7 protein-coding genes are annotated in these 14,394 nt (G+C 67.1%); 4 read left to right on the forward strand and 3 right to left on the reverse strand.

Annotation, left to right across the window (positions count from 1 at the left end; all coding sequences use genetic code 11):
- Nucleotides 1–52 precede the first annotated feature (52 nt).
- Complete coding sequence (locus B9Y64_RS16520) at nucleotides 53–946, forward strand: helix-turn-helix domain-containing protein (RefSeq protein WP_100441632.1); 894 nt, start codon at nucleotides 53–55, stop codon at nucleotides 944–946.
- Here B9Y64_RS16520 and B9Y64_RS16525 read toward each other — a convergent pair.
- Nucleotides 894–1,724 carry a universal stress protein gene (locus B9Y64_RS16525; protein ID WP_100441633.1) on the reverse strand — a complete coding sequence of 277 codons (831 nt, stop codon included), beginning with the start codon at nucleotides 1,722–1,724 and terminating at the stop codon, nucleotides 894–896. The two genes, B9Y64_RS16520 and B9Y64_RS16525, sit on opposite strands and share 53 nt — an antisense overlap.
- 170 nt (nucleotides 1,725–1,894) lie before the next feature.
- Between B9Y64_RS16525 and B9Y64_RS16530 the strand changes: the two genes are divergently transcribed.
- The 3 genes from B9Y64_RS16530 (at nucleotide 1,895) to B9Y64_RS16540 (ending at nucleotide 12,693) form a co-directional block, all read left to right on the forward strand.
- Nucleotides 1,895–2,461 (forward strand): TetR/AcrR family transcriptional regulator, encoded by a 567-nt coding sequence (locus tag B9Y64_RS16530; RefSeq protein ID WP_100441634.1) that lies wholly within the window; start codon nucleotides 1,895–1,897, stop codon nucleotides 2,459–2,461.
- Nucleotides 2,462–2,941: 480 nt separating this feature from the next.
- A complete protein-coding gene (locus B9Y64_RS16535; RefSeq protein ID WP_238379924.1) occupies nucleotides 2,942–9,007 on the forward strand; it encodes a CshA/CshB family fibrillar adhesin-related protein in 6,066 nt (2,021 codons plus the stop codon).
- Nucleotides 9,004–12,693: a TonB-dependent receptor gene (locus B9Y64_RS16540; protein ID WP_100441636.1), complete on the forward strand. Its 3,690-nt coding sequence runs from the start codon at nucleotides 9,004–9,006 to the stop codon at nucleotides 12,691–12,693. The genes B9Y64_RS16535 and B9Y64_RS16540 overlap by 4 nt, the downstream gene beginning before the upstream one ends.
- 65 nt (nucleotides 12,694–12,758) lie before the next feature.
- Here the strand turns inward: B9Y64_RS16540 and B9Y64_RS16545 are convergent, their stop codons facing one another.
- On the reverse strand, nucleotides 12,759–13,118 hold the full coding sequence (locus B9Y64_RS16545; RefSeq protein ID WP_100441637.1) for a response regulator: 360 nt from the start codon (nucleotides 13,116–13,118) through the stop codon (nucleotides 12,759–12,761).
- Nucleotides 13,108–14,268, reverse strand: coding sequence for a two-component system sensor histidine kinase NtrB (locus tag B9Y64_RS16550; protein WP_406752716.1), 1,161 nt, complete (start codon nucleotides 14,266–14,268; stop codon nucleotides 13,108–13,110). Before B9Y64_RS16550 ends, B9Y64_RS16545 begins: the two co-directional genes overlap by 11 nt.
- Nucleotides 14,269–14,394 lie beyond the last annotated feature (126 nt).

Consider the following 14,394-nt stretch of genomic DNA (forward strand, 5'->3'; position numbering starts at 1 on the left):
CATCCTCGTCGGCCCGGATATGCTGTGCCCCGGACTCCAGCCGGATCAGCCCGTGGACCGCATACCCCAGCTTCTGGATCAGGACGAATCCATGCGCCTGGAGGTCAGTACCTTGACCGAGGGGCAGGGCATCCCGCTGTCATTCGGGCACGCGTATCTGGCGGTGCTGGTGTGCGTGTCCGGGCGTGCGCGCTTCGCACTGAACTTTCGTGAGGTAGCGGTGCAGCGGCACGATGTGCTGGTGCTGGCCGAGGACACGCTGGCCTTGCTGCGGCAACGCTCGCGCGGCTTCCTGGCGGTGGTCTGCCTGGTGCCGAAGGTGCTGGCGTCGGAGGTGGCCTATGTGCTGCCCAATGCACTGTTCAAGTTCCTGCACGAGCATCCCCACTGTGTGCCGTCGCCGCTGGAAGTGCCACTGCTGCAGGGCTGGTTGCAGCAGCTGATGGACGCGCAGCACAATGGTGGCCGCTATCGGCACGTGATGCTGCGCAATCTGCTGCAGACGTTCTTCCTGAAGTTCGCCACGCTGTTGCCGGCGCAGAAGCTGGCCGCAGCGCCGGTCAGCCGGCGCGAGCGGCTGGCCTGGAATTTCTGGGAGCTGGTGGGACAACGCAGTGCCCGCCAGCGCGACGTGCAGTCCTACGCCGACGCGTTGTGCATCACGCCGTTCTATCTTTCGCAGCTCACCCGCGAGTGCTTCGACGAAACGCCCAAGGCATTGATCGACCGCCAGGTCGTGCTGGAGATCAAGGCATTGCTGAGCTACAGCGAGTTGCCGATCGGGCGCATCGCCGAGCGATTGTGCTTCGAGGATGCGTCGTACCTGTGCCGCTACTTCCGGCGGCACACCGGGCAGTCGCTGACCGGTTACCGCCGTGCGGGGCAGGGCGGCGCTAGTGGGATACGAACAGTGGTGCCGGGACTTCAGCCAGCAGATCTTCGGTGACTCCGCCGAGCACGCGCTCGACCACCCGGCTGCGGCTGTAGGGGCCCAGCACCAGCAGGTCGGCCTCGGCATCGAGGACGTGCTGGCGGATGGTTGCGGCAACACCGCCCTGCGTGGAGCTGATCGCCTGGATCTCAACCTCGACACCGTGTCGGGCCAGATGCTGGGCCATCTCGGCACCGGGCGTGGCCTCGGCCTTGGGCGTGTCGACCATCAGCAGGTGCACCGCCTGCGCCCGCGCCAGCAACGGTAGGGCATCGGCCACGGCGCGACGGGCCTGTTTGCTGGCATTCCAGGCCACCACAATGCGCCGGCCGACCTGCTCGCCCTGCCAGTGCGGCGGCACCAGCAGCATCGGCACGCCGGTCTGGCGCAGCGTGCCCAGCGGATGCCAGCCGGAGGGCGCGCCTGGCGTGTGCGGATAGCCGGCAATGATCAGGTCGCAGTACAGCGATTGCAGGGCCAGATCGGCGCCACCGAGATAGTCCGAGACGATGCGCAGTTCGGTGCTGATCTGCAGCGGCTCGGAAGCTGCGCGCAGGTTCTGCATGAGCTGCGCGGTACAGGCGGCGTCGGTACGCGCTTCATGGTCGAGTGCGGCGGCGATGCCCGCGCCGCGGGCGAACCCGTTGGCGATGTCGGTGGGATGCTGTGCGGTGGATACTGCAACCAGGTGCGCCTGCTGGGCCTGCGCGAGATGCGCGGCGATGTTCAGTACGCGGTTCCCGGTGTCGCTGGCATCGAACAGCACAGCGATGTCGCGTAGCGGATGCAGCATGGCGTTGTCTCCTTCGATGCCTGTGACGCGTTCCCTGCCGTGCACCGACCCGGGTGCACCGGACGCGCCCCCGTTGTAGCGCATCCCTGATTCGACTGAATCATTTTTGATTCAGTTTATTAATTGATGATTCATGCTAGCGTGGTCGGAACCCGCCTCCAGGTCCCTCCATGCGACCCGCCGCAGCCCGTACACGCCGCGACCTGCACCATGCCCTGGCTGCCACCCTGGTCAGCCATCCGCGTTGCACGCTCAGCGAGCTGGCCAGTGGCGCCGGCATCAGCCGGGCCACCCTGTACCGCTTCGCCCCCACACGCGAAGCGATCGACGAGGCGTTGTTTGCGGCCGGCTTCGAGCGCCTGGAAGCGGCAGCTACCTGGTTCGACGGGGATGCCGATGCGATGCAGGTGCTGGAACAGGTGACCCATACCCTGCTGGCCGATTGGGAACTGGTGACGCTGGTGTTCGCGCGCATGATGGAAGAGCAGCAGCGGCAGGGCGACCTGCACCTGCTGCCCGGACGCTGGGCGCCGATCGGCGAGCGTTTCGAGGCGTTTTTCCTGCGGGGACAGAACGCCGGCGTGTTCAACGTCGGATTCAGTGCGGTGTGGCTGGCCGACTTCTACTGGACCTGCTTCTACGGCATCACCTGGTCGTTGGCACGTGGCCGCATGGCACCTGCGATGGCCGCATCAACACTGCTGGCGTCGTTCCGCCACGGTGCGATGAAGGCCTGACTGCACTGCTTGCGGCGCGTGTCGCGCCGCGACGGATGCGCACTGCAACGTGCGCCGAATTTGCGTGGCGTCTTGCCGGAAAGGGCATTCGTGCTGCCGGAATGGTGCACTGCGCCTCGTCGTCCGGTTGCTACAACTGTGATCGTGAAAACGTGCTCTTTCTCGCAAAATTAAATGAGACGTTCATCACACTTTTGTTGCAGTGCGGTATCGTAATCGTAGAACTTTGCACCTGACCAACGGGGTCCAGGGACGGTTGTAGCAGCCATGGAGCCGGCAGAACGCGTGTTGACGCGTGTCGCCAGGCACATGAGTTCGTCCCAGGTTACCCACCGAACTGCGGCCCCGTGCGGGCCGACCGGGGAAATCACCATGTGGCAGTCGACGACGTCGCGCATTCGCGCGGGCGGTGGATGCGTTCATCCTGAAAAAAACCTGCGGCACCTTCACCCTGGTCGCTGGATGGCGATGGTGGTGCTGATGTTGCTGGCGTTGGCGCTGCCAACACTGGCGTCAGCGGCGGCCTATGCGACCGGCGGCAGCAGCCCGTACCGCAACACGGTGCTGTGGCTGACCTGGGGCGGGGGGGCGAATGGTGTCGACAACGTCGTGCTCAACGACGGTGCCACCTCGTCCATCGACATGCCGATCGCCGCCGGGGTGAACCTGCGCGTCGACTGCCGGTTGAACACCGCCGAGACCGGCGTGCTGCGCAGCTATCGGCCCGGCAATTTTGTCGGGGACAGCCTTGACGATCTGTACAACATCGGCGGCACCGGTACCAGCAATCAGTTGATTGCCGGCATCGCGCGCGCTGGCGGCACCTCCAACTTCAGCATCAGCTGCACGTCGACCCTGGCCGGCGCGCCCTACCGCCTGCGTGGCGTGGTGATGGCCGACGCCGAATCGATCAACAACAGCGGTGAGTTCGTCGAAGCCAGTGCCCAGGGCACCTGGAACGTGGTGGAGATCCGCAAGAACCTGGCCAACGCCACGCCCTATCTGGTGAACAAGTCGACCAGTGGCAGCAACCAGGTGATCCGCTTCGGTCCCGGCAACGACGACAACACGGCCGCGGTCACCTTCCTCAGCTTCGACAACGCCGCGCACGCGCCGGGCAACCTGGCAGTGAACATGGGCTTCTCGATGCGCGGCGGCGGCACCACCGCCATTGCGATCGGCCTGCTGGTGCCGTATGCCGACTTCGGTGACGCGCCGCAGAGTTACGGCGATGCCATGCATGTGGTGGACGACCTGCAGTTCCGCTCCGATGGAATTCCGCAGGGCAGCAGCAATTTCAACATCAACACCGCTGCCTATACGCCGGGTGGCCTGGCACCGCCGCTGACCGATTTCCTCGGTAGCCTGGGTCCGGATACCGAACAGAAGAGCAGCTACAGCGCAGATGCGCTGGGCGACGACAACTTCCCGCAGGTGGGCAGCCGCGAAGAGGACGCCTGGCCGACCAGCTACCGGTTGACGGTGATGCAGGCCGGTACCCAGATCAACCAGCCGGTGGCCTGCGTGGGCAGCGGCAGCGTGGCCGGTTGGATCGACTTCAACCGCAATGGCACGTTCGATGCCAGCGAACGCAGCACGACGGCGGCCTGCAGTGGTGGCCAGGCCAACCTGAGCTGGACCGTGCCTACCACGGTCAGTGCAGGTATCAGCTATGTGCGGCTGCGCTACGCCACCAACGCGACGCAGATCCAGCAGCCGACCGGCGTGGCCGACGACGGCGAAGTGGAAGACCATCGCATCACCATCACTGCGCCTGCGCTGAAGGTGGTCAAGAGCAACAACGCCAGCGGCGGCATCTGGAACTACGGCCAGGCGGGTACCGAGTACACGCTGACGGTGAGCAATACCAGTGATGTGCCGACGGGCAATCCACCCAATGTGCCGGCCGGCCCGATCATCGTGCGCGACCAGCTGCCGGCCGGTATCGTGCCGAACTGGACGGGCGCGCATGTGAGTGGCAGCTGGAGCTGCACGGCCAGCGGCCAGGACATCACCTGCACCAGCAACCAGGTGATGGCGGCGGCGGGCAGCGCCGGGGCGACCTCGGTGTTCACACTGCCGGTTACCGTGACCGCCACGGCCTCGGGTGTGCTGACCAACCACGCCAGCGTGGGCGGCGGCCACGATCCCTTCAACAATGGCACGCCGCCGGCACCGGGCAGCAGCTGCACCGATGCCGACCACTGCACGCGCAGTGACGTGACCGTGCCGGTGACGCGGGTCGGCTACGCCAAGCGTTCAAATACCACTGGCCCGGTCGCGGTGGGCACCACGGTGAGCTACACGGTGGATGTCACCGTGGCCGATGGCAACACCCGCGCCGTACTGACCCTGACCGATACCCTGGGCACTGGCCTGGATTTCGCCAGTGTCAGCAGCCCCGGTGCATTCACCTGCAACGCCGCCAACCCGCTGGTATGCACGTTGCCGGCCGGCACGGTGCCGGGCACCTACAGCCTGAGCTATACGGCCACCGTCAATGCGCAGGCCAGCGGCCAGGTGGTCAACACCGTGGTCGGCACCGGCACGGACACGCCCACCTGCAGCAGCAACTGCACTACCACCACCCCGGTGGCGGCGCCGCGCATCTCGGTGTCCAAGGCCAGCGGCACCGCCGGTCCGGTTGCCGTGGGTGACAGCGTGGCCTATACCGTGACCGTGGTGGTGGCGGATGCGCGCACCACGGCAGCGACCACGCTGACCGATACGCTGGGCACCGGCCTGGACTTCGGCGGCCTGACCAACGCCGGCGGTTTCAGCTGCGTGCCGGGCAATCCCCTGGTGTGCACGCTGCCGGCCGGAACCGTGCCCGGCACCTACGCGTTTTCCTACACCGGCATCGTCAACGCGCAGGCCAGCGGCCAGGTGCGCAATGCGGTGGTACCCAGCGGCACCGACAATCCCTCCTGTGTGGGCAGTTGCGATACCACCACGCCGATGGCCGCGCCACAGGTGGTGTATGCCAAGCAGGCATCCACCGGTGGTCCGGTGCGGGTCGGTGACCGCATCGACTACACACTGAACGTGACCGTGGCGCGCGCACGGACCACCGCCGTGGTCACCCTGACCGACACCCTGGGCGGCGGTCTTGATTTCGCCGGCGTGAGCAGCGCAGGCAGTTTCACCTGCAACGCCGCCAATCCGCTGGTGTGCACGCTGCCGGCGGGCACCCTGCCGGGCACCTACAGCCTCACCTATGGCGCCATCGTCAACGCGCAGGCCAACAGCAGCGTGCGCAACGCCGTGCTTGGCAGTGGCACCGACAACCCGTCGTGCAGCGTGAACTGTGATACCACCACGCCGGTGGCCACACCGGGTGTGAGTTATGCCAAGTCGGTGAACAGCACCGGGCCGGTCTCGGTCGGTGACCGCTTGACCTACACCTTGACCACGGTGGTGACCAACTCGCGCACCACCGCTGTCGTGACGTTGACCGACACCCTGGGCACCGGCCTGGACTTCGGTGCGGTGACCAGTGCTGGCGCCTACACCTGCAATGCGGCCAACCCGCTGGTGTGCACCCTGCCTGCCGGCACCGTGCCAGGCAGTTACAGCCTGTCCTATACCGCCGTGGTGAATGCGCAGGCCACCGGCCAGGTCACCAATGCGGTGCTGGGCAGCGGCACCGACAATCCGTCGTGTACCGCCAACTGCGGTACCACCACGCCGGTGGCCGGAAGCGCGGTCGACTACCGCAAGACTTCGGCGGCAGCCGGTGCGGTCAAGGTGGGTGACAGCATCGCCTACACACTGACCGCCGTGGTCAGCAACTCGCGCACCACGGCGGTATTCAGCCTTACCGATACCATGGGCCCCGGCCTGGATTTCGGCGCGGTCACCGCCAGCCAGGGCTTCACCTGCAATGCCGCCAATCCGCTGGTGTGCACGCTGCCGGCCGGCACCGTGCCGGGCACCTACACGGTGGACTACACCGCGAAGGTGAACGCACAGGCCAAGGGCAGTGTCAGCAATGCGGTGCTGGGCAGTGGCACCGGCGTCACCGCCTGTACCAGCAACTGTGGCACCACCACGCCGGTGCTGTCGGCGGTGGTGACCTACCGCAAGCAGTCGACCACCGTCGCCCCGGTCGGCGTGGGCGATGCGGTGGATTACAGCGTGGAAGTGACGGTCGCGAACTCGCAGACCCTTGATACGCTGACCCTCACCGACACCCTGGGCACGGGCCTGGACCTGCAGTCGGTCACCCAGCCGGGGCCGTTCACCTGCAATGCGGGCAATCCGCTGGTCTGCACGCTGCCGGCCGGTACGGCACCGGGTACCTATACGCTGGGCTATCGCGCGCTGGTGAATGCACAGGCCAGTGGCAGCGTGCGCAATGCCGTGCTTGGCAGTGGCGGTGATACCCCCACCTGCAGTGGCGACTGCAGCACCGAACACGCGCTGGCCGAGCCGCGCGTGGTGCTGGAGAAGCAGTCGGGCCCGGCCAGCGGTACCGAGGTACGACCTGGCGACCGCCTGCGTTACACGCTGGTGGCTACGGTCGAACGCTCTGCACTGCGCCGTCCCCTGCAGCTGGTCGATACGCCCGATGCCGGCTTGAGCATCGAGCGCCTGCCGGCCGGGTGCGCCCAGCAGGGGCCGGAGATCGTCTGCACGGTGCCTGCAGGCACCTCGATCGGTCGCCACGAGTTCGTCTACCAGGCTGTGGTCAACCAGGAGGCCCGCACTGAAGTGCTGAACCGGCTGCGCGGGCAGTATCCGGACGGCTCGCCGCCACCGGAGTGCACGACCTGCGAGACGCGCCACAAGGTGGTGTCCGACTTCGCCCTGCGCATCAGCAAGACTGCCAGCCCGCGCCTGGTGAAGGTGGGTGATCTGGTGCGCTACCAGCTGGTGGTCGAGAACGTGGGCAGCAGCCACTGGCGCGATGGCGTGGTGGTCGATACGCCGCCGCCGGGCTTCAGCTATGTCGATGGTTCGATGCGCGTGGCTGACGATGACGGCGCATTCGCGCTGGCCAGCAGCCAGTCGCCGCTGCGCATCGGTGCGGTGGACATCGCCGTAGGCCGCAGCGCCACCATTACCTACCTGTTGCGCGTCGGTGCCGGTGTGCGTGCCGGCAACCACGTGAACCAGGCCGTGGCCACGGCCGACGATGGCAGCCCGCTGTCGAACATTGCCACCGCCGAAGTGGCGATGGATGCCGACCCGCTGCTGGAAGACAGCCTGGTGTTCGGCACCGTGTTCGATGATCGCGACGGCGACGGCTGGCAGGACAGCGCCGAACTGAGCGGCGTGCGAGTGCAGGGTGGCTTTGCCGCCGCGGCCTATGTGGCCGGTTCGACCACGCTGGATCGCGGCGAGGGTCCGCAGCCGCTGGCCGACGCCAGCGCACCGCTGCTGCACGGAGTGCAGATCGGCGTGGTGCAGGGCCGGGCGTCGACGTCAGACCCGGTTGAGGCGCACCAGGTGGTGCTGCGCCAGCGCCTGCGCGAGCTGGCCTTCAGTGACGACTTCGTGCTGGAAAGCGCGCAGGGCCATCGCCTGCGGATGGACGCGCAGGGCGCCACGCACATGCAGCTCAGTGGCGATGCCGGCAAGGGCCTGACCGCGGCCGCGCCGACCGTGCGCCGCGAGATCTCCCGCGTGGCCGAGGGGTATGAAGTGGCCTATGTAATCGGCAACGACGGCATCCAGGAGCAGGGTATTCCCGGCGTTCGCCTGGCCACGGTGGAAGGCCTGCTGGTGGAGACCGATCCGTTCGGCCGCTACCACCTGGCCGATGTGCACGGTGGCGATGCGCGGCTGGGCCGCAACTTCATCATCAAGCTGGACCCGGCCACGCTGCCGGCGGGCGCCGAACTGACCACCGAGAACCCGCTGCTGCGGCGGGTGACCCAGGGCCTGCCGACCCGCTTCAGCTTTGGTGTGCGCCTGCCACCGTCGCCGCAGGCTGCGGCCGAACGCATGGAGCTGGCATTGGGTGAGGTGCTGTTCGCACCGGGCAGCAGCGAGCTGCGTGCCAGCTACCGTCCGGTGCTGGCGAAGATGGCCGAGGTGGTGGACCGCTACCAGGGCGGTGACGTGGTGATCGCTGCCAATGGCGAGAGCCAGGCGCTGGCCTTCGCTCGCGCCGCCGTGGTACGCGATGCGCTGCAGGCCGAGGTGGCCGACGGTGCACGCGCTGGTCTGACGGTGCAGCTGCGCACCGATGTGCGCGACCCGCACTCGCTGCTGGCAGGCGTGGATGCCAGCGGCGCGCTGCTGGGCAACGTGCTGTTCGACACCGACAAGGCCACCGTGCGCGACGAGTTCAAGCCGCTGCTGGCGGCCATCGCCGCACGCCTGGAGACGATGGGCGGTGGCCAGGTCAGCCTGGTCGGGCACACCGATGTTCGCGGCAGCCATGCCTACAACCAGGCGCTGGGCCTGCGCCGTGCCAACGCGGTGTTCGAGGCATTGCGCAGCCAGCTCAGCCCCGCCGCGCAGCAGCGCCTGCGCGTCCGCAATGAGGAGAGCGCCGCCACCCGTGCGGCAGCCCGCCAACAGGAGGCCCGCCGATGAGCGCGCATCACACCGCCGCCCGCCGGGCGCCCCACCTGCCGCGCGCGGCTCTGTACCAGGCGCTGCTGCTCGGCCTGGCCGGTGCCGTCCAGGCCGCGCCACCTGCCGCAGAGCCGGCACCGATCCGCTGTGACGGCAACCAGTGCAACGCCGAAGGCGAACTGTTGTTCAGCCTGCGCTCGCGCAGCTACGACGAGCCGGTGACCGAGGGCACCTCGACGCGTTCGTCGTCGCAGATGCTGCAGCCGGACCGCCGGGTCAGCCTGGCGATCGATGATCCGGGCAAAGCCACGGTCCGCGGCGAGTTCATGATCCGCCTGCCGGAAGGCGGCGCGATCTGGGCCACCGAAGACCCGGCGATGGGCCAACCCGAACTGTCGGTGTCGGCGCCGGGCCTGGTCGCCTTCGACGAAGGCCGCATTGTGCGACCGGTCGAGTTCTACGTGCGTGGCAACTACACCGCGTTCATCCAGCGGCTGCAGGTAAGCCTCTACCGTGGCAGCGATACCGACCGGGTAGCGCCACTGGCGCAGTTCGAGCTGCCGGTCGCTGCTGTCGCGCAGGGCCGTTGGGACGGCACGCTGCCGGCCTCGGCATCGCTGCGTCGCGGTGACCGCCTGGTGTATGTGCTGCGCGCCTTCGATGCCGAGGGCAACGTCGATGAAACCACCGCGCAGTCGATGCAGCTGGTGAGCCCAGCGGAGTTCGAGCGCGGTAACCAGCAGTTGCGTGACGCTCTGGAAGACCGTCGTGGCACTGCGGTGGATGCCAGCCAGGCGGCGTCGTTGTCGCTGCTGCAGCAGGTATTTGACAGCAATGGCCTGCGCCAGCAGAACATCCCGGTGTACGGCTCGCGCGTGCGCCTGCGCGGCCGCGACCTGCCGCTGGGCGCAGCGCTGAAGATCAACGGTGACAGCTATCCATTGGACCAGGACCGCAAGTTCGCCGCCGAGTATCTGATGCCGATCGGCCACCACGCCTTCGACGTGCGCGTGGAGCGGCCGGACGCACCGATCATTGCGCGCACGCTGGAGGTCGATGTCAGTGGCCAGTACCTGTTCGGTGTCGGCCTGGCCGATATCACCGTGTACCAGAGCAAGGCCAGTGGGGCAGGGCAGGATCTGGCCCGCGGCGGGCGCAACGACGATGTGCTCAGTGACGGCCGCCTGGCCTTCTACCTGAAGGCCAAGACCCGCGGCCGCTACCTGCTGACCGCGCAGGCCGACACCCAGAACCGCCCGCTGGACGAGCTGTTCACCGGTTTCACCACCGCCGACCCACGCGATCTGTTCCGCAGTCTCGACCCGGACCTGTATTACCCCACCTATGGCGATGATTCACTGACCCAGCGTGATGTCGACAGCATGGGGCGCTTCTACCTGCGCATGGACTGGGACAAGAACCAGGCGCTGTGGGGCAACTACAACACCGGGCTGACCGGCACCGAGTACGCGCAGTACGTGCGTTCGCTGTACCGCGCAGCACTGTCGTGGCGGTCGCGTGGCGCCAATGCCTGGGGCGATGCACGCAGCGAACTGCGCCTGTTCGGTGCCCAGGCCGAGACCGCACCGGGCCACAGTGAGTTCATCGGTACCGGCGGCAGCCTGTACTACCTGCGCCACGCCAGCATCCTCAGTGGCTCGGAGCAGGTGGTACTGGAGATCCGTGACCGCACGACCGGCCGCGTCGAGCAGCGCGTGCCGATGGTGCGTGGCGCCGACTACGAGATCGACGCGTTGCAGGGGCGCATCCTGCTGACCCGGCCGCTGGCCCAGCTCAGTCGCGAGAATCTGCGCCGGATCAGTCGTGACGTGCCACTGGATGGCTACGAGCAGCGCCTGATCGTGGACTACGAATGGGTGCCCACCGGGTTCGACAGCGATGACATCACCGCCGGCCTGCGCGGCAAGCACTGGTTCGGCGATCATGTGGCGGTGGGCGCGACCTATGTGGACGAGCAGCGTGCCGGCCAGGACTATTCGCTGAAGGGGGCGGACCTGACCCTGCAGGCTGGCCGCGGCACCTACCTGAAGGTCGAGCACAGCCGCAGCGAGGCGACCAGTGCCCCGGTGTTCTTCTCCGACAACGGCGGGCTCAGTTTCAGTCGCCTGAATCCGGAAGGGCCGCGCGAGGGCGAGGCGACGGCGGTCGAGGCCCGTGTCAACCTGCGCGAGCTGGGCTGGACCCAGCGCGACTGGAGTGCAGGTGCCTGGTGGCGGCAGGTGGACGGCGGCTACTCGGTGGGCCGCTTCGATAGCGGGCAGCGCGTGCGCGAACAGGGCGCGGAACTGCTCGGTTATGTGACCGATGATTTCAGCGTGTATGCGCGTTACAGCGAGGCACGGCGCGGCAGTGAATCACTGATCCAGGCACAGGCCACTGCCGAGTGGCGGATCGGTGAGAACGACCGCCTGTCGGCTGAACTGCGCCGGGTGCAGGAAGACCGCAACGGCGGTGGCAACGTGGCAGGCGTGCTGGCCGCCGCACGCTACACCCACCGCATCGGCACCGCGCTGGACGTGTATGGCGGCGGACAGCTGACGGTGGATGACGACCACGGCCGCTATGCCGGCAACGACGCGGTGTTGGCGGGTGGCACCTGGACCTTCGCCAATCTGTCCACGGTCGGCGCCGAAGTCAGCGACGGCGATCGCGGCAGTGCCGCACAGGTCAATGCCGAGTACCGCCTGACCCCGCAACACAGCTTCTATGGTGCGTTCACCCAGTCCACCGACCGCAGCGAGTACGACCCGCTGTTCAGCCCCAATGCGCAGGATGGCTGGACCCTGGGCCAGCGTTGGCGCTTGTCCGACCAGGTCAACGTGTTCAATGAAAGCCAGTTCCTCAAATCCGGGCAGGACTCCGGGCTGGCGCATACCTTCGGCATGGACTTCTATCCGGCGGTGGGCTGGAACGCGGGCTTCACGCTGAGCAACGGCAAGCTCGATGCCAGCAGTGGCCAGGTCGACCGCAAGGCCGTCAGCCTGTCGGGTGGCCGCACCTCACCGGGTACCGAATGGCAAAGCAAGCTGGAGTGGCGGCGTGATACCGGCGCGGAGCGGCGCACGCAGTGGGTCAGTACCAACCGCCTCAGCCATCGGCTCAACGACAGCTGGCGGATTGCCGCGCGCTTCAACTACGCCGACACCGACGATGCGATCAATCCGGTGGCCGGTGCACGCTTCATCGAAGGCAACCTCGGCTTCGCGTACCGGCCATGGGACAACGATCGATGGGCGCTGTTCGGCCGCTACAGCTATCTGTATGACCTGTCGAGCATGGGCCAGGTCAATGGCGTGGACTACGACCAGCGCACCCAGGTGCTTTCGCTGGAAGGCGTCTACCGCATCGACACGCGCTGGGAAGTGGCCGGCAAGCTGGCACGCCGCGAAGGCGAGGTGCGCTACGGGCGCGGCAGCGGGCCGTGGTTTGATTCGGCCACCAACTTCGCTGCGGGGCAGCTGCGCTACGACCTGTACTACCAGTGGCATGGCCTGCTGGAGTACCGGTTGCTGGATGTGCGCGACGGCGGTCGCAGGCAGGGCTGGCTGGCGGGTGTCGACCGCGATGTCGGCCGCAACTTCCGGGTCGGCGTCGGTTACAACTTCACCGACTTCAGTGATGACCTGACGAAGTTCGACTACACCCACCGCGGCTGGTACCTGAACCTGGTGGGGCGCTATTGATGACGGCAGCCGGGCGTGGGCCCGGCGCTGCGGTGCGGACGTGCCGGGCGATGCCCGGCGAGCCGTCAGTCCTGCTTCAACAACTCCACCAGCTGGCGCAGGCGATAGGGCTTGGGCAGGAACTCCACCTGCTCCGGCAGCGGCGGCAGCTGCGAGCGTGCATAGCCGGAGGACAGGATCATGCGCGCCTGCGGTTGTTCGCGGGCGACGTGCTCGCTCAGTTCGATCCCGGACATGCCGTTGGGCATGCTGATATCGCTGAACACCACGTCGAAGCGCGCCTCGCCCTTCAACAACGCAGCGGCTTCATGTGCATCTGCGGTGGTGGCGACCTCGATGCCGAAATCGCGCAGGGCCAGGCCGATCATCTCGCGCAGATCGTTCTGGTCTTCCACCATCAGTACGCGGATCGGTTCATCGGTCATGGGCTGGGTCCTCTATTGCGGGTAGCAGCAGGCTGACCGTGGTGCCGACACCGGGCGTGGTGGACACATCGACGAAGCCGCCGCTCTGGGTAGTGAATCCGAACACCTGGCTCAGGCCCAGGCCGCTGCCCTTGCCGATGTCCTTGGTGGTGAAGAAGGGCTCGGTCGCGCGCTCGGCGATCTCGGCCGCCATGCCATGGCCTTCGTCACAGACGCTGAGCGTGACATAGCCGCGTTGCAATGCGGTGTCCGCGTCCGGATCCAGGCGATGTTCCAGGGCCGTGCCGATCAGGATGCGACCTCCCTCAAGCGTGGCCTCCGCTGCATTGGCGACCAGGTTGGCCAGCGCGGTCTGCAGCTGCATCGCATCGGTGCTCACCTGCGGCAGCCCAGGCGCCAGGCTGGCCTCGAGCACGACGTGTGCCGGGCAGGTGCGCTGCAGGTCCGGCAACCATTGCTGCAGCAGCGTATTGATGTCCACAGGTTCGCGGATCAGGGTCTGGCCGGTACTGAATGCCAGCAGCTGCCGGGTCAGCAGCGCGCCGCGATCGGTGGCGGCCTGTGCGGCATCCAGCAGCTCAGACGCGCGTACGTCGCTGGCGACACGCAACGAAAGCAGGTCCAGCGCATTGCCGATGGTGGTCAACAGGTTGTTGAACTCGTGCGACAGGCCGCGGCTGAGGCGGCCGACGGTCTCGAACTGCTGGGTGTGGCGCAGGGCGCGCTGGGCATCCCGCAGCAACCGCTGGGCCTGCCATTGCTCGGTGATGTCGCGGGTGATCTTGACGAAGCCGAGCAGTTCGCCGGCCTCCATGACGGGCTCGATGACCACGCTGGCGCGGAATGACGAGCCGTCCCGGCGTACCCGCCAGCCCTCGCTGGCAACATGGCCATGCTGCGCCGCAAGGCGGAGCAGGCGCAGCGGCTCACCTGCCTCACGGTCGGCCGGCAGGTAGAAGCGCCCAAAGTGCGTTCCCACAACTTCGTCGGCGGAATAGCCCTTGATGCGCTCGGCGCCTGGGTTCCAGCTGCACACCATGCCTTCCGGATCGAGCAGGTACAGCGCATGGTCGCGCACGCTGTCGATCAGCAATCGCAGTTGTCGGGAAGGATCCGTCAGCACGGACGTCGTAGAGGCCGCTGCGTCCACGTGGAAATAAGTGTTGCCCCTGTGAGGGACGTGAAGCTAGGCATTCAAGTGTGAAGGACGCGTGCAGGCGCGGCACGTGCCATTTGTCCTGTGCGGCTGAATACGACTAGGAGTAACATCACCCAC

This window comes from Stenotrophomonas maltophilia (assembly GCF_002799245.1).
Lineage (GTDB): Bacteria > Pseudomonadota > Gammaproteobacteria > Xanthomonadales > Xanthomonadaceae > Stenotrophomonas > Stenotrophomonas maltophilia_S.